The sequence below is a fragment of the Pseudomonas sp. AF32 genome (genome assembly GCF_022342325.2).
Classification (GTDB): Bacteria; Pseudomonadota; Gammaproteobacteria; order Pseudomonadales; family Pseudomonadaceae; genus Aquipseudomonas; species Aquipseudomonas uvaldensis.
This window is the reverse complement of record NZ_RQJK02000009.1, coordinates 72,571-96,003: the sequence shown is the minus strand read 5'-3', so window position 1 is coordinate 96,003 and position 23,433 is coordinate 72,571. Positions and strand designations below refer to the sequence as shown.

Sequence of the window (23,433 nt, the reverse complement as noted above, 5' to 3'; positions counted from 1 at the left end):
ACCTGGACTCGAACTTTTTGAACACGCAAATGAAAAAAACCGCGATCAGCTGACCGCGGCGTCGGTTTTCATACGAATGACGTTGGCGGCGCTGGCAGACCCATCGCGCCAGAACGACAACTCGGCATACTTTTCAAACAGATCCGGCGGCAACAGGGTCCGCCGGGCCTGCGGCGCGACCCTGGGCTTGACCTTGTGCAGGCCGGCAACGCCCAGTGCCTGGTCGAAGGCCGGCGCGTCGTAGGTCAAATGATTGAAATCATGTTCGAACCAGGGTTCGCCGATGAACTCATAGACCAGACGCATCACCCGCTCGGGCGCCTGACTCAACAGGTCGTAATCGACGATCAACAGCGACTCGGCGTTTTCCCCGTAATAGGCTTCCTTGAGCGCCGTCCAGGCAAACCCCACCAGGCGATTGCGCTGGGCCAGGGTCTCGCAGCGGCTGTAGACGGTGTTGCGCTCGTCATCGTCGTTGAACAGCTTGGTGTTCTCGAACGGGTTGGCACGGTAGAGCCGCTCCAGGCTGTCGAGGACCCAGGCGACGTTGCGCACGCAGGCGATGGTCTTGGCCTTGGGAAACAGATCCTGCAGGGCAGGCAGGCGGGCGCACCATTGGCGGTTGGTATCGAAGATGACGGGTTTGTCGGCCTTGTCGGCATAGTAGGAATCGAACAGCCCACGCAGCAGACGACGACGCAGGTCGGTATCGATCACCGAACCGAACTCACTGCCGGCGCTGCACTGTTGCAAGACGCTGCTGAACAGCGTCCCGACGGGACTGGTCATGCCGGCATGGAAGCGCGGATTCTGCAGCAGAATCGCGGAGAGAAGGGTAGACCCTGAGCGCGGCAAGCCGGAGATAAAGTGAAACTGCGACAATCCCTTCACCGTATGTAGTCCATTTGTAGCGCAAAGCGTAGCCGAGGAAACAAACCTCGCCTAGTAGTACTTTGATATCAAATACGCTTCGGCGTGTAAAAAAGATGGACGGTACGGGTTGCCGGAACAAGTGAATCGATTAAGCGCGACAGCAATCATTTTCAGCCACTCGCGCCCGGCAAATTGAAACATCCTTGTCTACGCTCAGCCGTGCGTGACCAGGCCAGGGAATGATGGAGTCGGGCTGATCGCACCGTTGCTCGTTGTATCCGCCAGGTACGCCATACCAATAACCTGAGGGATGAGGATTTTATGGAAGTATTCATCGGGACTATTCAACCGTTCGCCTTTAACTTCGCCCCCAGGGACTGGGCGCTGTGTAACGGGCAGACGCTCAGTATTTCCCAATACCAGACCCTGTTCGTCCTGATCGGCGTGATCTATGGAGGCGACGGCCAGACCACCTTCCTGCTGCCCAACCTGCAAGGGCGCATGCCCTTGGGCATGGGCAACGGGCTGGGCCTGACGCCGAGGACCATCGGCACCGTCTCCGGTGCCGAAAACGTCACGCCCACTATCAACAACCTCCCCACCCACACCCACACCCTCGCAGGCGTTACCGCTTCGACGACCCTGCAACTGGCGAATCCGGCCAGCAACCCGGCGAATACGCCTACCGCCACCAACTCGTTTATTGGCACCTCGGGCACCGGACCAGGCGCGGCGAATATCTATTCAGACCAGCTCGGTGCCTCGCCTGTACCGCTCAAAGGTGTAAGCACCACGGTCAGTGGCACGATTTCGCCGGCGGGCAATGGTCTGCCGCTGGCAATCATGAACCCGTTCCTGGCGATCAACTTCAGCATCGCCCTGCAAGGCTACTTCCCGTCCCGTAACTGAGGCCGCCGGAGGGCACCGGTCCTCCGGCCTTTTGGAGTATCAACATGTTGCACGAGGTCCATAGCCACCATTTCCAACCGCTGCTGGGCAAGACCAGCAACCTGACCCTGCCCGACGGCAGCCGCCTGCCCGTGCGGATCGAGACCCTTGAAGAAACCCCACGGGCGAAGATGCCGAACGCGCAACGCATGCCGTTCAGCGTGGAATTCAACAGCCTGGAAACCACGGAGTTCGTGGACGGACTCTGCACGCTGGACGTGCCTGAACTGGGGCGACTCGAAGGCGTGTTCGTGTCGCGCGTACCGCCCATGGGCCGGGATCCGACAGTGGGGTATTTCTACATTGCGTTTAACTGAGGGCGGGCAGGTGCCTTGTGGGGGCGGGCTTGCACGGTTTTATCGCAGTACAACCGCCAGAAATGGAACGACTGCCAGGCCGTCTTGCGAGCAAGCTTTGCCACAGGATGAACAGCCCTTTCGAGCCTCTCACCCGGCAAAAGGCCATAACCGCGTCTACGCTCAGCCATGCGTAATCAGGCCGGGGAAAAGGCGTTCGATGGAACGCCATTTTCTCCAGGCAGCACCAGACCAATAACCCGAAGGACGAGGAATCTATGGAAGTATTCATGGGCACTATCCAACCGTTTGCCTTTAACTTCGCACCCAGCGGTTGGGCGCAGTGTTACGGGCAGACGCTCGGCATCGCGCAATACCAGGCACTGTTCTCACTGCTTGGTACCTACTACGGAGGCAACGGCCAGACCAACTTCATGCTCCCTAACCTGCAAGGCCGACTGCCCTTGGGCATAGGCAACGGCCTGGGCCTGACCCCACGTGTCATCGGCGAAATCTCCGGCACCGAAAACGTCACGGCGACCCTCAACAACCTTCCCACCCACACCCACACCCTCGCGGGCATTACCGCGTCGACCACCCTGCAATTGGCGAACCCGGCCAGCAACCCGGTGAACACGCCAACGGCCACCAATTCGTTTATCGGCACCTCCGGAACCGGGCCGGGCGCCGCGAATATCTATTCCGACCAGATCGGCGCCTCGCCGGTGCAGTTGCAAGGCGTGAGTACGAGCATCAGTGGCACCATCTCCCCTGCGGGTAACGGTCTGCCGATGTCGATCATGAACCCGTTCCTGGCGATCAACTTCAGCATCGCCCTCAATGGCCTCTTCCCGTCCCGGAACTGAATCGCGGGGTCTGTGGGAGCGAGCCTGCTCCCACAGAGGCACGTGCGTTGGTCAGTTGCCTTTCGGATACCAGACCAATCGCTCCGCCGCCGGGCTGCTCTCCTGGACTTCGAAGCCCAGCGCCAGGTAATGCCGGCGTGCGTGGGGGTTGCTGGCCCAGACCACAGTCGCCACCGGACAGCGGACCTGTTGCGCGGCCTTCTGCACCCCTTGCAGCACCGCACGGCCGTAACCCTTCCCGCGTGCCTGAGGGATGAACGCCAGGTACAGCACCCGGATTTCGTTCGGGCCGAAATCGGTGCTCAGGGCGCCGATCGCAGTGCCAAGTTTTTCCACGACGTAATGCAAGGCATTGGGAAAGTTCTCCCCCAGGCCCTGTTCCTGCACCTGGAATTGCTGGGCAATCACCTGCTGAACCTGCTCGTGTTCGCCATCGATCCATTGCAGGTCCGGTCGCGCCGCCTGGTAAAGACTTTGCAAAAATGGCCCATCGCTGACTCGCGATGGCCGCACCACCAGTCCCTCTGCCGCGACTGACTCCATGGGCTGCTCCTTAAAATCCGCTTTCCCTGACCCCCAGCGCCGCCAACCGGCGCCAGGTCGCTCCCAGCACCGACTCGCCTTGCCCCTGCAACACCGCCACTCCGCGCAAGGGTTGTACCGGTGCGCTCGTATCCTCGATGGCACTCATGCGTACGCCGTATTGCGCCTGCACCGGCTCGGCCCGCTGTTGCGAGTCCCGGCGCACGGCGATCGGTCCGTGATGATCGGACGTCAATGCCTGCTGTTCGACCCAAGCCGCACCGTTGGTGTCGATTTCATCCAGGCGCACGGCAATCGACCCATGCATTGGATCGTCGGCGATGAACCGCCCCGTGGCGCCACTCTCAACCCGCCAGAGCTCGGCTTCGGTCAGGTATCCGCGCAATCGCGAATCGGTCTGCACCACTCGCGCCAGCGCCTGGGTGGGCGCCAGCCAGCGGCCCACCGTCAATTGCGGCAGTAGATCGCGGACCTGTCCGGCATGGGGCGCCCGCAACGACAGGCGCTCACGCTGAGCGACCAGGCCCCGGTATTCGGCCACCGCCTCGGCCAGTTGCTGTTCGACGATGCCGGCATCGGCGGCGGTTTCGCTGCGCCCGGCCTGGCGGCGCATCTGCAACTGCTGGATCTCGATTTCCCGACGCACGATGGTCAGGCGCGAGGCCATGTCCGGCGACTCCAGCTCAATCAATACATCGCCTTGGGCAACGGTCTGGCCGTCGTGCACATTCACTTGCTTGACCCGCGCCGCCACCGGGGCATGCAAGGCACTGGTGCGACCGGCCTCCAGCATGGCCGGCACTTCCACGGCGCTGCGCCACGGCAGCAGCAGGGCCAGGACCAATGCCAGCAAGACCAGGCCACTGAGCAGCACCCGAGGACCGTGGGCCTGTTCACGGCGGCTCCACCATTGCCGCCATTCATTGACGATGGGCATAAAAATGAACCACACCAGCTCCACCAACATCAGGAAAATGCCCAGCACCTTGAAGAACAAGTGATAGACCGCCAGGGCAATACCGAAAAACAACGCCGCGCGCCACAACCAGGCACCGTACCCCCACACCAGCAAGCGGCGGCGCATCCTGGGTGACCAGGGTTCCGGCGCCGCCGCCCCATAACCGAACAAGGCTTCGCGCAGGCGCCAGCGACACAGGGCGAACGCACGGCCCTGAAGGTTATCCACCGCCCAGAAATCACTGAGCAGGAAATAACCGTCGAAACGCATGAACGGGTTCAGGTTGATGATCAGCGTCGTGATCCAGGTGGCGCTGGCCAGCATGAAGGCCGCCGTGCGCGCCGGTCCGTCGCCCAGCAACGACCAGACCAGCAACGCGATGCATGCCAGTAGCAACTCTGCCAGGACCCCGCCGGCACCGATCAACAAACGGGCCCGGCGGTCGTTGATTCGCCAGGCATCGCTGACGTCGGTATAGAACATCGGCAACAGCACCATGAACGCCACGCCCATGCTTTGCACACGACACCCGGCCCGCTTGGCCATGAAGGCATGGCCGAACTCGTGGCACAACTTGGCGAACAACAACGCCACGCCGAACGCCAGCGCGCCGCCGAGGCTGAACAAATGCGGAAACGTCGCAATGAACCGCTGCCAATCCCGCGATACCAGGAATATGCCCAGGCCCAGGGTCAGTGGCAGGCCGTAGCGCAGGATGCCGGGGCCGAATCGAGCGAGCCAGGGCCAGGCCCGATTGAGGAACGCATCCGGACGCCACAGGGGAATGCGAAAAAAAAGGTATTGATGCAGCAGGATCTGCCAGAAGCTCTGGCGCTGGGCGGCCATTTTGAATAGATAGCTGTCGCGTTGTTGCGGATCCATCGCGCTGATCAGGTCATGCCCACGCAGAAACCCCAGCAACTGCTCCAACGAATCCGACGTCAGCGGCAAACCCGGCTCACGATTTGCCGCTTGCAGCACCTGCTCCGGGTCGCCCAGGGACCAGTGCCGCAGCATACGCATCGCGGCGGCACCGAGCTTGAAATAACGTCCGCGCACCGGGTCGGCCAGTGTCCACTGGGGGGAACCGTCCGGGTCCGGAGCCGCCGAAGACAATTGCAGGTCCGGTCGCAGGCTCGGCAGGCTCATGCTACAGGCCTACGCTCTGGCGCAGGCCGGCCAATGGCCGCCGCAACAGATACAGCGCCAGCGGAGCGCGGTCACCGAAGATCTTCGCCGTGCCCCGCAAGCCGATACGCGGTGCCGTCGCATCGAAACGCGCATCCAGCCGATACGCCAGTTGCCCGGCGGCGGTGGGCTGCGCTTCGTAGGCCGAGCGTTCCAGCCAGGCCAGGTGTCGCTGCAACGGATCGCTGTCGAGAAACAGCGCCACTTGTGCGCCGGGGGTCAGGGCAATCGCATCGCCTACCGCCAGCTCAATACGTAGCTCGGCCTGGTTCGGGTCGGCAATTTCCATCAAACGTTCGCCGGTCTGCACGGGCTTGCCGAGCCAGCGTTCGGCATCGGGAAAGACCGCGATGCCGTCTCGCTCGGCACGCACTTCGCTACGCTTGAGCAGCTCGATGGCATAGTTGCGTTCAGCGCGTTTCTGTTCGACGCGAGCGGCCAGCAGATCGATCTTCGAACTCGACTCCGCATCGGCGAACGAACGCTGGGAGTTGGCCTTGAGCTCCGCCTCGGCCACGCCTAGCGCACGCTCGGCCACATCGGCCTGAGCCTTGAGGCTGGTACTTTCAAAGCGCAACAGCAGTTCGCCGTTCCTTACGGTCTGGTTGGGCTTGACCAGGAATTCGGCGATCACCCCGTCCAAGGGCGCCGCCACCACTTGTCCGCCCAACGGCACCACCTCGGCCGGGGCCAATACCGACTGGCGTACGGGAATCAGCAACCCCAACAGCAGCACCGCCAGCACGACGGCCTGGCGTTTGCGTGTCCAGCGCAGGCGCCAGGGCTTGCGCGGTTGCAATGCCAGCCAGGCATGGCTGTAGGTGTCGCCCAGTTGCGACAGCAAAACTTGCTCGGGCGCCGTCCATGGCAGGTCGCGGGCCAGCCACAAACCGCCAAACACCTGGCCCTGGTGGTCGATCAACGGCAACCAGAAGACCTGCCCTGCCGACAGGCTCGCCCAGTCCGCCCGAACCGCTTCACTCACGCCATCGGCAGTGATCACCCGAGCCTGATCCAACAGTCGCTGCTTGAACAGCTGCGCCACTGCCTGTTCGACAAACGCCACGAACGGCGCATTGGGCTCCACGGCGCTAACGCCCGTCACGGCCTGCACCTTGCCAGCGATCAATAACGCAGCGTGGCGAAACCCGAACAATGCCTGCCCATCATTGACCAGGCTGTAGCTCAGTTGCGCCGGGGTACGCGCGGCGCGCGTCTGGCGTTCCAGGTCGAGGAAGCGGGCGAAGACCTGTTCGGCGCTGCCCGTCAGCGGCGCGTTCACTTGGGCTCCGCGAAACGTGCCGTGCCGCTCATGCCGGACAACAGACCACCGGCGTCGGGCAGGCTGGCCACCAACAGCAGGGTCTGGCTGCCCTCGTCAATACGTGCGCCCAGCCGCTTGACCGTCGCTTGCAGCGGCTTGCCGGTTTCATCGGGAATGAACGTAAAAGATTGACCCGGCTTGAGCCTGCCCATCCAGCGGGACGGCACCAGCAGATGGATTTCCAGGGTGCGGTTATCGACCACATCCAGCAACGGCGCGCCGGCCGCCACGCTTTCATAACGCTGGACCTTGCGCGATACGACCTGCCCGTCGAACGGTGCAACGACACTGCAGCGCTTGACCTGGACCTGGTAAACCTGGGATTGCGCCTGCGCCTCGCTGACCCGGGCCTCGGCCCGCGACACTTCAAAACGCCCGACCGATTTCAACGCCGCCAACTGGCGGTTATGGGCCAACTCTTCACCGGCTCCCCGGGCCGCCGCCTGGGCCGCATTGAGCTGGGCCTGATAGGCCGAACAATCGAAGCGTGCCAGCGTATCGCCCTTTTTGAACGACTCGCCTTCACTGAACGGCAACTCGACGATCCGCCCGGCCAATTCGCTGGCCAGCACCGCCTGGTCTCTTGCTCGAAGCACTCCTCGCGCCTCATTGCCGCCCGACGCGCTGGCCGTGCCGCTGCTCTCCAATAACGGATCGTCCGCCACAGGCGTTTGCGCCTGGGCTGCACACGTTACAAAGGTTAATCCCACCACCCAACTGCAAAAACGCCGCATGACCGTTTACTCCCTGACGGATGGGCGGAGTCTACGACAGCGGTGGGGGGCGTCAAGGGAGTCGGGAAAAGGGAGTGGAAAACTCTTGTTTCAAAAAGCCAAGAGTGGACTCAAACACCGCTTGGTTTTTTCTGACAGAGGCTGGGATCAAATCCCACAAATATTTCGGTAGATCCGCTCGTCTTGATCAACCATGGACGATGGACAATCCAAGCCCCTCAGCAACCACCAACGCTATGGAAGGCCATCGAAATACGTTCTCACACATTGGTTCCAGAACAGCTTGACCATCAGTTGTGAAGACGCACAAAACTCGTCTTGCCGGTGCCAGAGCCAGATCGTCCACGGTTGACGCGAAATCTTTCCAGGATTAGGATTCTCTCACTGCTCAACCTCGTACGCAGAGATTCAGTTCTCTGGCCGTTGGGGTGAAAACACCGGCTTCGGCCGGTTTTTTCGTTTCTGGGGATTGAGTTTGTGCGCACTGCTTTTTTCGTTGACGGGTATAACGTTTTTTATGGACTGCTCGCCGGCACACCCTACAAGTGGCTCAACCTGACGCAGTTATTGACGCACATCGCCCGGGTCGAGAATCCCAAGAGTTCGCTCGTGTCCGTCGATTACTTCACGTCCTCCGTCAAGCCGGAGCTGGCAACGCGAGGAGTCGCATCCAAGGAAGCCCAAGACGCCTACGTCCGCGCATTGAAGGCCAACAAGGTCAACGTTCACTATGGACGTCATCAGCTCGAACGCGCAAACGCCCCCCGTTTTGTAAGCAGAAAGGTCGGCGCTTCACGTCAGGATACGGTTCCTATCTGGAAGCTCGAAGAAAAGGAAACCGACGTCCACATTGCAATCAGCATGTATCGAACTGCTTCCAGACAAGAAGCAAGGTCGCGGGAAGAACGTATCGAGCAGCTCGTGCTAGTCTCCGGCGACACCGATATGGCTCCAGCATTGAGGGCGATTCGAGAGGATTTTCCTCATTTGAAAATCGGCGTAGTACTCCCTTATCGAACCGACTCCAGACGACTGGCGCCAGGCTCTTTAAAAGAGTGCGCCCACTGGATGCGCCGCGTCGTCACCTGCGACGAACTGCAATCCCACCAGTTCCCAAATCGAGTCCCCACCCACAAGGCCCCTGCCATCAAGCCGGATTATTGGTAGCCACTGCCGCCACCGGATACACCGACGCCCAACCGCCACCCAACGCCTTGTACAACCCGACCATGGCCAACGACACGCCGGTAGAGCTTTCGACCAGTTGCTCCTGGGTTGCCAGTAAAGCGCTCTGCACGGTGAGGACGGTGACGAAGTCCACCACACCTTCCACGTATTGCTGCTGTGCGGTGCGCAAGGCGATCTGGTTCTGGCGCACGGCTTCGGCGAGGCTGTCGCGGCGCAGTTGGCTCGCGTTGTAGGCGCTCAATTGATCGTCGATTTCATGCCACGCCTTGAGCACGGTCTGCCGATAGGCAATCGCCGCTTCCTGTTGCTGGGCCTCGCGCAGGTGCAGTACCCCCCGCAGACGCCCGCCATCGAACAGCGGCAGGCTGAACTGCGGGCCGATACCGAACGTCCGCGAACCCCAAGAACCAAAATTACCGAGCTGCAAGGCCTGGGAGCCGACGTTACCCGACAAGGTGATGCGCGGGTAAAAATCCCCCTTGGCCACGCCGATGCTGGCGGTGGCGGCGTGCAGCCGGGCCTCGGCCTGACGAATGTCCGGTCGGCGCTCGGCCAATTGTGACGGTAGGCCGATGGCGACCTGTCGAGGGGCCTGTGGGACGGGAGCATCACCTGACAGTTCGGTTTGCAACGCCTGCGGTGGCTGGCCCAGCAACAAGCTCAGCGCGTTGATCAGCTGCGACTGGCGCTGTTGCAAAGCCGGCAATCGGGCTTCGATGGCCGCAACCTGCGCAGCCGCTTCGGCCACGTCCAGGTCCGTGGCGACACCATCGGCCAGACGCAGTTGCGTAAGCTTCAGACTGTGACGCGCCACGTCCAGGTTCTGCTCGGTGACGGCACGGGTGCTTTGTACACCGCGCAGTTGCAGATAGTCCTGGGCGGTTTCGGCGAGCACCGCCACCAGCACACCGCGACGGTCGTTGCGGGCGACTTCCAGATTGGCATCCGCGGCTTCGGCTTCGCGCCGCACCCGTCCCCACATGTCCAGTTCCCACGACGCGGAAATGCCTGCCTCCCACAAGTTGTAAGCCGCGTCCCCACTGTTCCCAGAAGGGTCATTCAGCCCCTCGCCGCTGTTGCGCTTGCGGCCATAACCACCGGTGGCAGTGCTGTTCGGATACTGCGCCGAGGTGATGACCTGCCGAGCGGCACGGCTTTGTTGCAGGCGGCTGCCGGCGAGCTTCAGGTCGAGATTATCGGCCACGGCGCGACGGGTCAGGGCGGTCAAGGTCGGATCATTGAAAACCTCCCACCAGCGGTCGCTCATGTCGGCGGGGATCACCTGGCTGGCGGCCGCGTTGGCGGGCTTGGACCATCGGGTCACTTGCAGCGGCTCGGGCCGCTGGAAGTCCGGGCCGAGGGTGCAGGCTGACAGGGTGGTCATGAGCAAGGCGCCGATAGCGAGGCAAGGCCACTGGCCTCTTCGCGAGCAAGCCCGCTCCCACACACGCCCTGCGTCACGCAGGAAGTCCCGAGCCAAGTCCAGATCCCCTGTGGGAGCGGGCTTGCTCGCGAAAGCGTCAGTCGGATCAACGCAAGTGCTCATCGCTGCGTCACCTCACTACCGCCCCCCCTGATGCCCGTGTCGATCCGCGCCTCCACCGACATCCCCACCCGCAACCGCTCGGCCAAGGGCTGGCCCGGATCCAGGACAATCTTCACCGGTATGCGCTGCACGACCTTGGTGAAGTTGCCCGTGGCGTTGTCCGGCTTGACCGAGGCGAAGGTCACGCCCGTCGCCGGGGCGATGCTCTGCACGCGACCGTGCAGCGTTTCACCGCCGAACGTGTCGACGCGTACATCCACCCGCTGGCCCGGTTGCACGTCGGTGAGTTGGGTTTCCTGGAAATTGCCGACCACATAGGCCTGGGCCAACGGCACCACCGCCAGCAACTTGCTGCCCGGCGTCACGTAGGCGCCGACCCGCACCGCCCGCTCGCCGACCATGCCATCCTGGGGCGCGACGATGCGGGTGTACGACAGTTCGTAACTGGCGATTTCCAGCGCGGCCTGAGCCTTCTTCAATCCGCCTTCGGCAGCGTCACGCTGGGCCGTCAGGATCTCCACTTGCTTACGTTCGGCGGCCAACACCGCCGTGGCGTTGGCCAGCCGCGCAGTGGCCTGGTCGATCCGGGTCTGGGCTTGCTGGGCGTTCTGCACCGTCCCGGCACCCACGCCAGCCAGGTGCTGATAGCGATTGCGCTCATGCTCGGCAAAAGCCATCTCCGCCTTGGCGGCGACCACCGTGGCCTGGGCCTGGGCGATCACCGAAGCCTGGCGCTCCAGGGTTGCCCGGGCGTTTTCCAGCTGGGCACGCGCCACCAGGGTCTGGGCATCGGCGGCCTGGGCCGCGGCGCGCAGGTCTCGGTCGTCGATCAGCGCGAGCAATTGCCCGGCCTTCACCTGCTGGTGATCCTCCACCAGCACCTCCTTGATGAAACCCGCCACACGCGGTACCACCAGGGTGAAGTCGGCTGAAACGAACGCATCATTGGTGCTCTGCTGCACACGTTTACCAGGGGCCAGCAGGTAAACCAACGCACCGAGCGCGATCACCGCGGCAACGGCGAGCACAACAGGTTTTTTCACTTGAGTCTTCATGGGAGCTCCCGGATTCAACGTGGCGCGCCAGGCGGGTAGATCCGCGTCGGCAGCCAGAAAATGAGCAGGATCAGGACGAGCGCAACGCCTGCCATGCACAGGTAAAGATCGGAGGACGTCAGCACCACGGCCTGCTCGTGGAGGCGGTGGGCGAGCGCGGCGGAGTCGGAGTCGACCAACGGCGAGTTACCGACGCTGTCCACCAGCATCGTGGAGTGGAAATGCAGGCGCGATGTGGTCAGCGCATCCAGCACACCGGTAGCGATCACGGCGGCAAGACCCTTAACCGTGTTGAACCAGGCCGAAGCGAACGGGCCGTCCATCGGCGAGATGCTGCCGGTGGAAAGCATCAGCAACGGCAGCACCGCCATTGGCTGGCCAAAGATCTGCAGCAGTTGCCAACCGTAGAAATCATCGCGAATCCACGCCGAGGTCAACTGCGAACTGCCGATGCAAGACAATGCCAGCATGCCCAGGCCGATCCCCAGCACCCAGCGACAATCGACCCAACGCAGGTTGCACAACGCCGCCACCAGCGGCAGTGCAATCACCTGCGGCAAAGCCATCAGCAGCATCACCGGCGCGGTCTGCACCGGTCGATAGCCCTGGACCTGGGCCAGGTAACTGGACGGAATGATGATCACCGCCAGCAGTACCACCAACACACCGGCCAGCGTCACCAGTGCAAACGTCAGGTTGCGTATGCCTAACATCTGCAAGTTGAAGAAAGGCACCGGCTGCGACCATTCGTTGATCATGAACAGCACCAGCAGCACCACGCCGCCACCCAGTAAGGCACAGATCAGGCTCGACTCGAACCAATCCAGCCGGTTGCCTTGCAGCACGCCGATTACCAGCATGCAGATCGCCGGGAAACCCAGCAGCAGGCCACGCCAGTTGAACTGTTTGAGGCGTTCCAGGCGCAGCGGGTCCTGGGGCAGGCCGTAAGCCACTGCAGCCATGGCGATCAGGCAGGGCACGATGATTTGCCAGAAGGTCCATTGCCAACCGACGTATTCAGTCCACAAGCCTGCCAGGGGCGTACCCAGGCCAGGGCCGAACGTGGCGGTCAGGGCATAACCGGCCAGGCCATAGAGTTTTACGCCGGGCGGCAAGAAACGCAGGGCGACGGTCATCAGCATCGGCGGCAACGCGCCGCCGGCCAACCCTTGCAAGGTCCGCATCAGCAGCAGGCTTTGGTCATTCGGCGCCAACGGACACAGCACGCCCAAGAGGGCGAACAAGCCGATGGCCCACAGCGTGAAGCGGCGCAGCGAAAAGGTCACCGAGCACCAGGGCGCGAAGGCCATGGCAGCCACCGAAGTAGCGGTATAACACGCTACCAACCAAGTGCCTTCGTCATACCCGATGGCCATAGCGCCACGAATATCCGCCAGGGCGACCTTGGTCACCATCTCGTTCAACCCCGAAACGAGCACCGCCAGCAACACACCTATCAAGCCGATGACGATTCTCGGACCGAACGCCGACGGCGCGGCGGTTGCCGCGGGGAGTGCCGTGGTCGTGAGGGAGGTCATGGATTGGAAAACTCCGGAGGAAATACCGGAGCAGTTTAAAAAGCGGGAGGACTGACAAAAAGTGACTTATTGGCAGCTTATAAATGCGTTCCGCGCAGCAATGAATCCCCCTGTGGGAGCGGGCTTGCTCGCGAATGCGGTGTGTCAGACGCCATTGTTGTTATCTGACACACCGCATTCGCGAGCAAGCCCGCTCCCACAGGATTCACTGGGCTGCGTTTGATTCAGGCTGCGCCGCCAGCCAGGTCTCCTCGCAACAGGCCTTGAGGGTTTCCCGGAGCCAGCGGTGGGCGGGGTCGTTGTCGTAGCGCGGGTGCCAGGCCTGGGTCAGCATCAGCGTTGGCAGCGGGATCGGCAGGGTAAACGAACGCAGGCGCAACCCCAGGCGCTTGACGCTCAGCAAGGCTTCCTTGGGCACCGGCAGGATCAAATCCGAGTCGGGCAAGGCGAACATCGCCGCATGGAAACTCGGCGCAATGACCGCCACCCGCCGCTCCAGGCCCAGGGCATTGAGCGCAGTGTCTATGGGACCGCGGGCGATACCACGCCGGGACATGCTGATATGGGAAAAACCGGCGAACCGCTCGGCCGTGATTTCGCCGTCGAGCAATGGATGGTCTTCGCGCACCAGGCCAACGAAATGCGTGGAAAACAGGTTCTGCACCTTCACCTCCGGCATCACCGGCCGGGTGTTGCTGATGTTCAGGTCGATACGACCCTCGCGCAACGCCTCGTCGTCACCGTCGCCCTCCGGAACATAACGCAACTCGCAATGGGGGGCCTGGCGCTCCAGGGTGTCGAACAGCTTGCCGCCATACACGCCGACAAAAAAATCGTTGGCGCGAATGCTGAAGCGTCGCCGCAAAGTGCTCAGGTCCACGGCATCGGCCGAGCGAAACACCAGCGCTGCCTGTTCCACTACGTCGCGCACCTGCTCGCGCAAGGCCAACGCCTTGGGCGTGGGCACCAGCCCGCGACCGGCGCGCACCAGGATCGGGTCGCCGATGGCCTCGCGGATTCGCGTCAGGGTGCGGCTCATGGCGGCGGGGCTGAGGTTCATCCTCCGCGCGGCACCGACCACGCTGCCCTCATCGAGCAGGGCGTCGAGGGCGACCAACAGGTTCATGTCCGGGAGTTGCATGGCAAGCACTCGTATTCAATCAGCATTGATCCAGGCGCAATCCTAGCAGATCAAATTTCGAGCACGTCTACTCCACCAGCGTCAGTTCACCATCGCGATACACCACTTCCCGTCCCAGCCAGCCCACGTTCACCTGAGGCAATACCGCCGAAGGCTTGCGCAACTCACGCAGCAAGGTCGAGCCGTGGGACAGGCGTCCGCCCATACGCGCAATCACCGCCCGAGCTTGCTGATAATGGGCATGACGACCGGGGTCGAGGGTGTCTTCCAAAAGAATGTCGTCACCGAGAATGCCTTGGGCCTGACCCGGATAGATCAGGAACCCACTGGCCTGTTCGGTGCCCTCGCGACCGTCCTGCCAGAAGCTGCCTTCACGCGTGCGGATGTCCGGGTGCGGGGCGAACCAATGGGCACGGTCGTCCATCGGCATGGCGTGATGCAAGCGAAAGAACATTCGCATCAGGTTGTCGCGATACCATTCGCGCACTTGCAGATAGTAACCGCGCAGACCCGGCAGCCCGGCGCAATGGGCGAGGCGAACCGCCAGGGGCCAACGCGGAAAAGCCTGCAAAGGCAGTTCGGTCGGCGCCGGGCGCGGCGTCGCCGGGTCGGTTTCCCAGGGCAGGCGATGGGGAGCGGCTTCCAGGTTGTCGTAAGCGGTCGGAGGCCGCCCCAACCCGTCACCGCCACTGCTCGCCAGCGCAGTGGCGATGCACAGGTTGCCCTGCACTACGAACACGTAGAACCGGGTGAACCAGTCGGCCAATTGTTGTCCGTCAGAGCCCTGCCCGATCAACTCAGCCAGCTCCCGGTCGAAACGTCGCAAGCCTTTTTCGAGCGTCGACAGATGCCTGCGCGCAACGCGTTGCATGCGCAGGAATAACGGCAGCGAACGAATCAGGCGCAGCGCTCGCCAAGGCAAATGCGGCGTGGCGCCGCCGACCTCGCCCGCGTAGCTGCTGGCGCTGATGCCCCAGTCTGCCAGTCGGGCAAGGAACAGGTCATTGTTGATGTACGAAGCCCCGCCGAACACCGCCGTGAAGGGTTCGTTGTCTTGCAACACCCGGCGGTCCCAACGGGCCATGACCGCCGGAATGCTCGCCGCCGCCCGCCGCTGGGCGTATTCCACCAACACGCTGGGTTGCGGCGGCAGGATTTCGGCGATGTTGGCGGCGGTCAGGTGTCGACGCCAGCCGTAATCGCTGATCGGCCGGTACTGCAACAACCAGAGCCGGGTACCGTCCCAGGCCCATTCGACGTCGCCCGGCACGTAGTGGAAAACCCGCAACACACCTTGCAGAAATCGCCACAGCACGTCGGCAGTCAGGCCATGGAGCGGCCTGAAGATACCGCTGCTCCAGGAATCGCCAAGGCGGGAAATGATCGCGCGTTCCGGAGTCACCTGACCATCGGCCAAGGACTCGAGATGGCCTTCGACCCACTCCAACTCCACTGACACGTGACGCACAAAAGCGATCCCGGACAGCACCGGTGTGATGAAGCGCTGCACCACCACTTCCTCGACACCCGCCGCCGTCAACTCGGCGATGCGCGCCGGCACGTTGCCAGTCGGTTCTCGCAGGAACGTGGTGCTCAAGCCGGCATTCGCCGCGTCGGCCTGATCCTCGCCATAACTGGAAGAGCGCACCGCCCAGCTCGCGTCCGGTTGACTGTCGAGAAACGCCGGCAGGCGCGGATCGTCAGCCTTGTCGAGCGTCAGCGCAGGGGGCACCGCCTGTCCGGCCAATGCGGCCAGCTGCAAGCGACCACCTTTGGTATGAGCGACGAACCCACGCTCGCCCGACTTCAGCCACGCGGCGAACTCGGCCGGCGCGTCGATCCAGGGGTAGTGACCCCAGCCGGGTTTCAGGCGGATGGTCAGGTCGGCCCGGGCGAGAATGGCGGACCAGGCGGCCGCCTGCTCGATGCCCAGCAGGTTGTCCTGATCACCCCAGACCAGCTCGACCGGATCAGTGATCCATTCCAGCAACGGCAACGCGGTATCGGCACGCAGCAGATCCCAAAGCGGCACGAAGGCGCGACAGCGGGCATAGCCGGCGCCCATGCGCCGGTATTGCTCAGGCGTCCAGGTCCGGTTGGAAAACTTGTGGGCAAACAGCGTCGGCGAGTTCGCCAGCAACCAATGAATGCTCTTGCGAACCGGCAGCGGCGACATCAATGCCGGCAGCCGTCGCTGCCACAGGAAGGCGCCCACCGGCGCCAGCAACACACTGCGGCAAAAGTGCCCCGGTCGACGTTGCAAGGCATGCAGCACCAGCAACGCGCTCACCCCGACTGCGACGATCGCACTGCCCTTGACCGTCATCGCCAGCAGCGCCTGAGCGTAGGCGGCGAGATCTTCGCAGGGTGCGTCCGGATGATTGCCGAAGCCGGGCAGCTCCAGCGGCACTACTTCGTGGTCTTCGAAGTGCGGCAACACGTCGTCCCACCAATCGGCAGCGCTGCCATTGCCGGCCAAAAGGTACATCAGCGGCTTGCTCATGGACGCTCCTCAGGCCAGGTCGCGCAGGGCAGCGTCGAGCGCCGGATAACGGAACACATAGCCGGCCTCGATCAGACGGTTCGGCACCACCCGCTGGCCATCGAAAAACAACTGGGCCATCTCGCCCGCCAGGGCGCGTACCGGCGCGGCAGGAATGTGGAACCACACCGGGCGCTTGAGGACCTTGCCGACGCGCTCGGCGAACACGGCCTGGCTGACGGTCTCCGGTGCCACGAGATTGTAGGTTCCACTGAGGTTGTCGTCGTCGAAGGCCCGTGCGATGACGGCAATCACATCGTCGCGGTGCACCCAGCTCATGATCTGCCGGCCATCGCCCATCCGCCCGCCGAACCCCAAGCGAAACGGAATCAGCAACGGCAACAGTGCGCCGCCCGGACCGAACACCACGCCCAGGCGCATCACCACCTGACGTACGCCCAGCTCAGTGGCCGGCAGCGCCGAGGCTTCCCAACGCGCGCACAGTTCGGCCATGAAGCCCTCGCCCCGGGTGGCATTCTCATCCAGGCTTTCGCTGCCGTCACGCACGCCGTAGAAGCCGATGGCCGAGGCCTGGATCCACAATGCCGGCTTGTTCCGAGCGTTCTTCAACCAGGTCATCAGCGCTTCGGTGGTGTTGACCCGGCTGGCCAGCAGTTGGGCCTGGCGCTTTGGACTCCAGCGCGGGCCGGCCACCGGCGCGCCTGCCAGGTTGATCACGATATCGAAGGTTTCGTTGTGGCCCAGCTTGCTCAGCGAACGCAGGCAACGGGCGCGACCGTCGAACAGGTAGGCCGCTCTCAACGGATCGCGGGCCAGCACGCTGACGGTATGCCCGGCGTCCAGCATCTGGTTGACCAAGGCTTCACCGATGAACCCGGTCCCACCCGTCACCAGCACGCGTTTATAGGCACCACCGGCAAACGGATTGGCCGGCATGCCTTTGCGTTGCATGCGCAGCGCCGCCAACCCGTCGCGAATGCCCGATGCGCTGACGCCGATGGCGAACAGCGTCAGCAGCCAACCGCGCCAGCCCAGGTCGATCGAACCCAGGCCGGTCGGCAAACTCGCCCACTGCGCCAGTTGCACCCCGTACAACGCGAAGAAGGCCCCGCCGTTGACCGCCAGCACTGTGTGCATGATCCGCTCGATGGCCGGCAGTTTGCGGCTGCGATCCTCCACCACGAAATCCCACAGCGTCAGGCCGATCTCCAGCGCGAACAACAACGCAATCACAATGGCCCAGGTGCCCTGGAACGCCAGGTGCGCGATGCCCAGGAAGAGGATCCCGTAGAAGCACGAACGCAGCGCATGGATCGACAGCTCCAGACGGGCACTGTGGCGATAAGGCAGCGCGACGGTGAGTTCATGGTGATACAGGGTGTCCAGGGCACCCAGGGTGGCTTGGGCAATCAACAGGGTAATGGCCCAGTCGAGAAGAGAAATCTCAGGCATGGTTCGATGGACTCAAGGCGTTATCAGGGGAGTGGCGACGATCATGGCAATAGAGCCAGAACAGCGGGGGCAGCAACGTCAACAGGGCGAAGGCGTCGAAGGCCAGATGCGACCAGACCCGCATCTGCGCCGAGATCAGCATGTCCTGGGGCGCCCAGAGCACGAGGCCGGCGATCAACCAGCCCCACGGCATGGCACGCCTCAGCCGGTGACCGATATGCACGAGGGCCAGCATGTACAGCGCATAACTTTGCAACGTGGCCCCGAACAAGGCCAGCCACCAGACCTGTTGCGCACGGGCGGCTGCGGGTGCCCCATCGACGCCCCAGAAAACCTGTTCGAGGGTTTGCAGATAACCATCGAGCAATCCCGCATCGAGCAATCCCGACTGGCCTGCCCAGCTCAACGTGACACCAACGAGCAGATGCATCAGGGCGGCGACATAGAGCCAAACGACCAGGGCTTTGCGCAGGGGGTTGGGAGGGGTTGGCATTCCGTGTCCTGGAGACGTGCTTGAGGGCTGCAAGTCTAATGGAAAAGGAAGCGGTTTTACCGGGCTAATTGCGGTCAGCAGCGTCCTAGGAGATTTCCTTCAAGTTGTAGCGGTTTTGGTGAACTTGTCCGGCTTCGGGCCCACCGCTAGTCTGGGCTTGTCACTGAAAAAACGGTGACACGGACGTGCAAGTCCGAACAAACTGTTTAGGTTGCGACGCTACATTGATCAGGGGCCCTCTGCTGCCCACTGGCTTTATGGCGGCTGCGCGCAGGAGATCCCTGGATCTGCTGGGTGTCCTAAACAGGCCCGGTCTTGCACACCTGCGTACGGCCGCCACCCCTATTCGCGTGCAAGCGAACGGTGACGGTTTCCACTGACTGTTTAGGAAATGTCTCATGTTCAAAGTAACTCCGAATCCACCAGAAAGCCCTGGCAACGTCTCCGACAAATCCGCGAAAGCCAAAAAACTCGACGAGGCCGCCGAGCGCGCCATCGATTACTACCTCAACCCCAAGCCCGCCAATGAAAAAGCCGCGGACAAATCCCACCTCTTCATGGTCGCCCCGGACATCGACCTCGAAACCCTGCTGGCCAATGCCTCCGAAGACTTGCGCTCCATCAGCGCCATCGCCGCCGACCTGGCCGACGATGTCGACGGCACGCGCCGCAGCGTGATCCTGGCGATCAGTCGAATGGCCGATGGCGGGCATTTGCTGGTGGAACGGGCGATGGATCGGCTTGAGGCTCAAGCGTCGGGCTGATGTTCCTGCGGTGGATTGAAGATCGCCTTCGCGAGCAAGCCCGCTCCCACACCGGACCTGCGTCGAACTGAATATCGAGACCAACGCCTATCGAATGTGGGAGCGGGCTTGCTCGCGAAGGCGTCCGCCCTGACAACCGTAAACCCCGACTGGATCACCGCTGCATCCCCCACCGCTTCACCGTCACCCGCTCCAAACTGTCGAACACCAGGTTCTCCACCAGCAACCCGATCAAAATCACCACCGCCAACCCGGCGAACACCTTGTCGGTGTACAGCTCGTTGCGGTTCTGGAAGATGTACCAGCCCAGGCCACCCTTGCCACTGGTCGCGCCGAACACCAGTTCGGCGGCGATCAACGTGCGCCAGGCAAAGGCCCAGCCAATCTTCAAACCGGCGAGTATCGACGGCAGCGCCGCCGGGATCAGGATAAACGACACGAAGCGCAGGCCCCTGAGCCCATAATTGCGCCCGGCCATGCGCAGCGTGTCGGAGACGCCGAGAAAGCCCGCATACATGTTCAACGCCAGCGCCCACAGCACCGAATGCACCAGCACGAAAATCAGGCTGTTCTGCCCCAGGCCAAACCACAGCAATGCCAGTGGCAACAGGGCAATGGCCGGCAACGGATTGAACATCGAGGTCAGGGTGCTGAGCAGGTCGCGGCCCAACTGCGTCGACACGGCAAGCGTGGTCAGGCCGAACGCCAGAACAATCCCCAGCAGATAACCCTTGAGCAGCACCACCAGGGAAAGCCAGACCTTGCCCAGTAATTCACCGCTGAGCAAACCGTCGTACAACGCAGTGGTCGTTTGCAGGAACCCCGGCAGCAGCAGGTCGTTGTTCTGATAACGCGCCACCGCTTCCCACAAGAGCGCCAGCAGTAACAGGATCAGGCTTTTGCGCAGCCAGCCTTGTTGCCAGAGGCGCTGCCTCAGGGGCAGTGCCCGCTCCAGCGGCACGTGGGCCAGGGGTTGCAGGTCGACTTCGTATTCTTCGCGCGCGGGCGATAACTGACTCATGAAAAGCTCCCTTAGTACGCGATACGAATGTCGGTGAAATCCAGCTCAGGCTCGGTTTGCGCCGTCTGGCCGTCATCGAACAGCAGCCCATGGATGCGCCGTGCCGTGTGCTGGAACGCCTCGCCTCCGAGGCTGTGCAAACCGTATTGATGGCTGTGGACTTCCGCCCGCACACGTCCGGGATGGGGTGACAGCAAGAGGATGCGATTGCCCACCACCAATGCCTCTTCGATGGAATGGGTGACGAACAACAGCGTGAAGCGCACCTCCTCCCATAGCAGCAGCAATTCTTCCTGCATCTTGCGCCGGGTCAGGGCATCGAGGGCGGCGAAGGGTTCGTCCATCAGCAGGATTTTCGGTTGCATCGCCAATGCCCGGGCAATCGCGACTCGGGCCTTCATGCCCCCGGACAAGGTGTGCGGGTAAGCATCGGCAAACGCCGCCAGACCGACCTTGTCCAGATAGTGCAGCGCACGTTCCTCGGCTTCCTGACGCTTGAGGGTGCGGGAAGCCAGCAGCGCGAACATCACGTTCTGCTTGACGGTTTTCCAGGGCGGTAGCTGGTCGAACTCCTGGAACACCACGACCCGGTCTGGCCCCGGTGCGTTGACGGTTTGCCCTTGCAGGCGAATCTCACCCTCGCAAGGGCTGATAAAACCGCCAACGGCCTTGAGCAAGGTGGACTTGCCGCAACCGGATGGACCGAGCAACACGAAACGGTCCGCCGGATCGACCTCGAAACTCACCTGGTGAGTGGCCCGCACCACACGCTGTGGAGTGCGGTATTCCAGGCTGACGTTATCCACCGACAACAGCGCCGTATCGACGCTGGCGAAGCTGCTGGCCGCGTGGCCTTGCACTGTCGCGTTCATGGCGATCAGCTCCCCTGCAACGGCTTGGCGTCCTGGAAGAAATAGTCTTCCCAGGTTGCCGGCTTGTTCTTGATCGCGCCGACGCGGTACAGGAATTCGGCCAGCGGGTAGGTGTTTTTCGGCGTGACGGTGAATTCGATCTGCGGATTGTCGACGATCTTCAGCAAAGTGGCCCGGTCGATCTTGGCCTTGGTCACTCGCAGGTAAGTATCCACCGCCGCGCCCTTGTCCTTCTGGGCGATCTCGGCCGCTTCGGTCAGCGCCCCGACGAACGCCTTGTAGGTTTTCGGGTTTTCGTTGCGGAATTTTTCGGTGGCGAACAGCACCGTGGGCGAATTCGGCCCCAGCACATCATAGGAATTGAGTACCACATGGACGCTCGGGTTTTGCAGGGCCTGGTCCTGGAACGGCGGGTTGGAGAAGTGACCGGTCAACTCCGTGCCACCGGCAATCAAGGCGGCCGTGGCGTCCGGGTGAGGAACGGCGAGGGTGTACTTGTCCAGGCGGTTGAATTCCTTGTCGCCCCATTGCTTCGCGGCGGCGTATTGCAGGAAGCGCGACTGCACCGAAACGCCTACCGCCGGCACCGCGATACGGTCCTGCTCGGTGAAATCGGCGATGGTCTTGACCTTGGGGTTGTTGCTCAACAGGTAGTAGGGGAAGTTACCCAGGGAAGCCACTCCCTTGACGTTCTGCTTGCCACGGGTGCGATCCCAGATCGTCAGCAACGGCCCGACCCCAGCCCCGGCAATGTCGATGGACCCCGAGAGCAGCGCGTCGTTGACCGCCGCACCGCCGGACAACTGGGTCCAGTCGACCTTGATGTCGATCCCTTCCTGTTTGCCATGTTTCTCGATCAACTGCTGGTCGCGCACGACATTGAGCAGCAGGTAAACGATCCCGAACTGCTCGGCGATGCGAATCTCGCCTTCGGCGTGGGCGCTGGCGGGGGCAACGAGGCTGCCGGCCAGCAGGCTGAATCCCAGGCCGATGGCGGCAGCCAATGGTGCAAAGGCAATGCGTTTGGACATGATGATTCTCCGGGTTCTTTGCGCGAGGCGCAGCCGATCAGAAAGGGGCGTCGCCCTGGATGGTGGTGCGGTACAGCTTGCGGCGCAGATGACTCGGGCAACCGGCGGCCAGGTGAATCAGCGAGCGGTTGTCCCAGAACACCAGATCGTGAGGCTGCCATTGGTGGCGATAAATGTTCTGGGGAAGCTCGCTATGGGCATACAACTCGGCCAGCAGCGCCTGGCTCTCGTCCTCCGGCAGACCGAGGATGCGGGTGGTGAAGCCTTCACTGACGAACAACGCCTTGCGCCCGGTTTCCGGATGGGTGCGCACGATCGGGTGCACGACCTCAGCGACCTGGGCCAACTGCTCCGGGGTCAGCGTCGGTCGCCAGTTGCCTTCGAATTTGCTTTCGCTGTAGCGCGCCGTATAGGAATGTGCCGCCAATCGACCTTCGACCGCTTTGCGCAGCGCCTCGGGCAGGCCATCCCAGGCTTTGTGCATGTCGGCGAACAACGTGTCACCGCCTTCGCTCGGCAGTTCCTGGGCATGCAGCATCGAACCCAGGCTGGGCAGTGGCTTGTAGGAGAGATCGGAATGCCAGAACTTGCCGGCATCGCCCAAGCCGATGGATTGACCGTTCTCGATGATGTTCGAAACGATGAGGATTTCCGGATGCCCGGCCAGCAGGAATTGCTTGAGCACATGAATCTGCAACTCGCCAAAGCGGCGGCTGAAGGCGATATGTTGTTCGGGGGTGATGCGCTGGTCCCGGAACACCAGCACATGGTGGTCCAGATGGGCGCGATGGATGCGGGCGAAATCCTGGTCGTTGACTGGCCGGGACAGGTCCAGGCCGACGATCTCGGCGCCCACGGCGCCGTTGAACGGACGGATGTCGAAGGATTGCGGCGCGATATTGGCGGCGCTGGGATCTGGAGAATAAGAGACGGCTGGCATACATCACTCCACGCACGACACGCCGCACTGGCGCGCCTCGATCAAAAACTCACGGCTGGACCGTGTTGGTTTGTGTCGTGCGGCGCGCCGATTGGTCGGCAGGTACGCAGGGGAATGACTTTATCGATATAAGAAAATTAAATTAAATACCGATGAGGA

The 23,433-nt window shown here is 62.5% G+C and carries 21 protein-coding genes; 5 read left to right on the top strand and 16 right to left on the bottom strand.

Annotation, left to right across the window (positions count from 1 at the left end; genetic code table 11):
- Positions 1–45: 45 nt before the first annotated feature.
- Positions 46–891: a sulfotransferase family protein gene (locus tag EGM97_RS10815; RefSeq protein WP_238962441.1), complete on the bottom strand. Its 846-nt coding sequence runs from the start codon at positions 889–891 to the stop codon at positions 46–48.
- A 303-nt stretch (positions 892–1,194) separates the two neighbouring features.
- Between EGM97_RS10815 and EGM97_RS10810 the strand changes: the two genes are divergently transcribed.
- The 3 genes from EGM97_RS10810 (at position 1,195) to EGM97_RS10800 (ending at position 2,983) form a co-directional block, all read left to right on the top strand.
- Positions 1,195–1,782: a phage tail protein gene (locus tag EGM97_RS10810; RefSeq protein WP_238962440.1), complete on the top strand. Its 588-nt coding sequence runs from the start codon at positions 1,195–1,197 to the stop codon at positions 1,780–1,782.
- A gap of 44 nt (positions 1,783–1,826) precedes the next feature.
- Positions 1,827–2,138 (top strand): DUF6916 family protein, encoded by a 312-nt coding sequence (locus EGM97_RS10805; RefSeq protein WP_238962439.1) that lies wholly within the window; start codon positions 1,827–1,829, stop codon positions 2,136–2,138.
- 257 nt (positions 2,139–2,395) lie between these two features.
- Entirely contained in the window at positions 2,396–2,983 is a 588-nt protein-coding gene (locus EGM97_RS10800; protein ID WP_238962438.1) for a phage tail protein, read from the top strand.
- A gap of 51 nt (positions 2,984–3,034) precedes the next feature.
- Here EGM97_RS10800 and EGM97_RS10795 read toward each other — a convergent pair whose 3' ends face one another.
- The 4 genes from EGM97_RS10795 to EGM97_RS10780 are packed head-to-tail and all read right to left on the bottom strand — an operon-like array spanning position 3,035 to position 7,730.
- Complete coding sequence (locus EGM97_RS10795) at positions 3,035–3,526, bottom strand: GNAT family N-acetyltransferase (protein ID WP_238962437.1); 492 nt, start codon at positions 3,524–3,526, stop codon at positions 3,035–3,037.
- A gap of 10 nt (positions 3,527–3,536) precedes the next feature.
- On the bottom strand, positions 3,537–5,633 hold the full coding sequence (locus EGM97_RS10790) for a site-2 protease family protein (RefSeq protein ID WP_477788800.1): 2,097 nt from the start codon (positions 5,631–5,633) through the stop codon (positions 3,537–3,539).
- 1 nt (position 5,634) lies between these two features.
- Entirely contained in the window at positions 5,635–6,954 is a 1,320-nt protein-coding gene (locus tag EGM97_RS10785) for an efflux RND transporter periplasmic adaptor subunit (RefSeq protein WP_238962436.1), read from the bottom strand.
- Positions 6,951–7,730 carry an efflux RND transporter periplasmic adaptor subunit gene (locus EGM97_RS10780; protein WP_238962435.1) on the bottom strand — a complete coding sequence of 260 codons (780 nt, stop codon included), beginning with the start codon at positions 7,728–7,730 and terminating at the stop codon, positions 6,951–6,953. The genes EGM97_RS10785 and EGM97_RS10780 overlap by 4 nt, the downstream gene beginning before the upstream one ends.
- Before the next feature lie 477 nt (positions 7,731–8,207).
- On the opposite strand from EGM97_RS10780, the gene EGM97_RS10775 reads away from it, so the two are divergent.
- Positions 8,208–8,897 (top strand): NYN domain-containing protein, encoded by a 690-nt coding sequence (locus tag EGM97_RS10775; RefSeq protein WP_238962434.1) that lies wholly within the window; start codon positions 8,208–8,210, stop codon positions 8,895–8,897.
- Here EGM97_RS10775 and EGM97_RS10770 read toward each other — a convergent pair.
- The 7 genes from EGM97_RS10770 to EGM97_RS10740 all read right to left on the bottom strand — a co-directional run bounded on the left by EGM97_RS10770 (position 8,878) and on the right by EGM97_RS10740 (position 18,646).
- The gene (locus EGM97_RS10770; RefSeq protein WP_238962433.1) at positions 8,878–10,464 is read right to left on the bottom strand and encodes an efflux transporter outer membrane subunit; all 1,587 of its coding nucleotides are present in this window, start codon (positions 10,462–10,464) and stop codon (positions 8,878–8,880) included. The genes EGM97_RS10775 and EGM97_RS10770 overlap by 20 nt on opposite strands.
- Complete coding sequence (locus EGM97_RS10765; RefSeq protein ID WP_238962432.1) at positions 10,461–11,519, bottom strand: HlyD family secretion protein; 1,059 nt, start codon at positions 11,517–11,519, stop codon at positions 10,461–10,463. Before EGM97_RS10765 ends, EGM97_RS10770 begins: the two co-directional genes overlap by 4 nt.
- 14 nt (positions 11,520–11,533) lie before the next feature.
- On the bottom strand, positions 11,534–13,057 hold the full coding sequence (locus EGM97_RS10760) for an MFS transporter (protein ID WP_238962431.1): 1,524 nt from the start codon (positions 13,055–13,057) through the stop codon (positions 11,534–11,536).
- A gap of 205 nt (positions 13,058–13,262) precedes the next feature.
- Complete coding sequence (locus EGM97_RS10755; RefSeq protein WP_238962430.1) at positions 13,263–14,198, bottom strand: LysR family transcriptional regulator; 936 nt, start codon at positions 14,196–14,198, stop codon at positions 13,263–13,265.
- Positions 14,199–14,265: 67 nt separating this feature from the next.
- A complete protein-coding gene (locus EGM97_RS10750) occupies positions 14,266–16,701 on the bottom strand; it encodes a PEP-utilizing enzyme (protein ID WP_238962429.1) in 2,436 nt (811 codons plus the stop codon).
- A gap of 9 nt (positions 16,702–16,710) precedes the next feature.
- Positions 16,711–18,153 (bottom strand): TIGR01777 family oxidoreductase, encoded by a 1,443-nt coding sequence (locus tag EGM97_RS10745; RefSeq protein ID WP_238962428.1) that lies wholly within the window; start codon positions 18,151–18,153, stop codon positions 16,711–16,713.
- Positions 18,146–18,646 (bottom strand): cell division protein, encoded by a 501-nt coding sequence (locus tag EGM97_RS10740; protein WP_238962427.1) that lies wholly within the window; start codon positions 18,644–18,646, stop codon positions 18,146–18,148. Before EGM97_RS10740 ends, EGM97_RS10745 begins: the two co-directional genes overlap by 8 nt.
- A 398-nt stretch (positions 18,647–19,044) precedes the next feature.
- On the opposite strand from EGM97_RS10740, the gene EGM97_RS10735 reads away from it, so the two are divergent.
- Positions 19,045–19,410 (top strand): DUF6124 family protein, encoded by a 366-nt coding sequence (locus tag EGM97_RS10735; RefSeq protein WP_238962426.1) that lies wholly within the window; start codon positions 19,045–19,047, stop codon positions 19,408–19,410.
- Positions 19,411–19,564: 154 nt separating this feature from the next.
- On the opposite strand, the gene EGM97_RS10730 is transcribed toward EGM97_RS10735, so the two are convergent.
- The 4 genes from EGM97_RS10730 to EGM97_RS10715 are packed head-to-tail and all read right to left on the bottom strand — an operon-like array spanning position 19,565 to position 23,274.
- Positions 19,565–20,431 carry an ABC transporter permease gene (locus tag EGM97_RS10730; protein WP_238962425.1) on the bottom strand — a complete coding sequence of 289 codons (867 nt, stop codon included), beginning with the start codon at positions 20,429–20,431 and terminating at the stop codon, positions 19,565–19,567.
- Between the two features lie 11 nt (positions 20,432–20,442).
- Positions 20,443–21,303 carry an ABC transporter ATP-binding protein gene (locus EGM97_RS10725; RefSeq protein WP_238962424.1) on the bottom strand — a complete coding sequence of 287 codons (861 nt, stop codon included), beginning with the start codon at positions 21,301–21,303 and terminating at the stop codon, positions 20,443–20,445.
- A gap of 5 nt (positions 21,304–21,308) precedes the next feature.
- Complete coding sequence (locus tag EGM97_RS10720; protein WP_238962423.1) at positions 21,309–22,334, bottom strand: ABC transporter substrate-binding protein; 1,026 nt, start codon at positions 22,332–22,334, stop codon at positions 21,309–21,311.
- A gap of 37 nt (positions 22,335–22,371) precedes the next feature.
- Positions 22,372–23,274: a TauD/TfdA dioxygenase family protein gene (locus EGM97_RS10715; RefSeq protein WP_238962422.1), complete on the bottom strand. Its 903-nt coding sequence runs from the start codon at positions 23,272–23,274 to the stop codon at positions 22,372–22,374.
- Positions 23,275–23,433: the final 159 nt, after the last annotated feature.

Coding starts and splice junctions, on each gene's coding strand:
- EGM97_RS10810 (WP_238962440.1), top strand. CDS start 1,195: ATGGAAGTATTCATCGGGACTATTCAACCGTTCGCCTTTAACTTCGCC.
- EGM97_RS10805 (WP_238962439.1), top strand. CDS start 1,827: ATGTTGCACGAGGTCCATAGCCACCATTTCCAACCGCTGCTGGGCAAG.
- EGM97_RS10800 (WP_238962438.1), top strand. CDS start 2,396: ATGGAAGTATTCATGGGCACTATCCAACCGTTTGCCTTTAACTTCGCA.
- EGM97_RS10795 (WP_238962437.1), bottom strand. CDS start 3,526: ATGGAGTCAGTCGCGGCAGAGGGACTGGTGGTGCGGCCATCGCGAGTC.
- EGM97_RS10790 (WP_477788800.1), bottom strand. CDS start 5,633: ATGAGCCTGCCGAGCCTGCGACCGGACCTGCAATTGTCTTCGGCGGCT.
- EGM97_RS10780 (WP_238962435.1), bottom strand. CDS start 7,730: ATGCGGCGTTTTTGCAGTTGGGTGGTGGGATTAACCTTTGTAACGTGT.
- EGM97_RS10770 (WP_238962433.1), bottom strand. CDS start 10,464: ATGAGCACTTGCGTTGATCCGACTGACGCTTTCGCGAGCAAGCCCGCT.
- EGM97_RS10765 (WP_238962432.1), bottom strand. CDS start 11,519: ATGAAGACTCAAGTGAAAAAACCTGTTGTGCTCGCCGTTGCCGCGGTG.
- EGM97_RS10760 (WP_238962431.1), bottom strand. CDS start 13,057: ATGACCTCCCTCACGACCACGGCACTCCCCGCGGCAACCGCCGCGCCG.
- EGM97_RS10755 (WP_238962430.1), bottom strand. CDS start 14,198: ATGCAACTCCCGGACATGAACCTGTTGGTCGCCCTCGACGCCCTGCTC.
- EGM97_RS10750 (WP_238962429.1), bottom strand. CDS start 16,701: ATGAGCAAGCCGCTGATGTACCTTTTGGCCGGCAATGGCAGCGCTGCC.
- EGM97_RS10745 (WP_238962428.1), bottom strand. CDS start 18,153: ATGCCTGAGATTTCTCTTCTCGACTGGGCCATTACCCTGTTGATTGCC.
- EGM97_RS10740 (WP_238962427.1), bottom strand. CDS start 18,646: ATGCCAACCCCTCCCAACCCCCTGCGCAAAGCCCTGGTCGTTTGGCTC.
- EGM97_RS10735 (WP_238962426.1), top strand. CDS start 19,045: ATGTTCAAAGTAACTCCGAATCCACCAGAAAGCCCTGGCAACGTCTCC.
- EGM97_RS10730 (WP_238962425.1), bottom strand. CDS start 20,431: ATGAGTCAGTTATCGCCCGCGCGCGAAGAATACGAAGTCGACCTGCAA.
- EGM97_RS10725 (WP_238962424.1), bottom strand. CDS start 21,303: ATGAACGCGACAGTGCAAGGCCACGCGGCCAGCAGCTTCGCCAGCGTC.
- EGM97_RS10720 (WP_238962423.1), bottom strand. CDS start 22,334: ATGTCCAAACGCATTGCCTTTGCACCATTGGCTGCCGCCATCGGCCTG.
- EGM97_RS10715 (WP_238962422.1), bottom strand. CDS start 23,274: ATGCCAGCCGTCTCTTATTCTCCAGATCCCAGCGCCGCCAATATCGCG.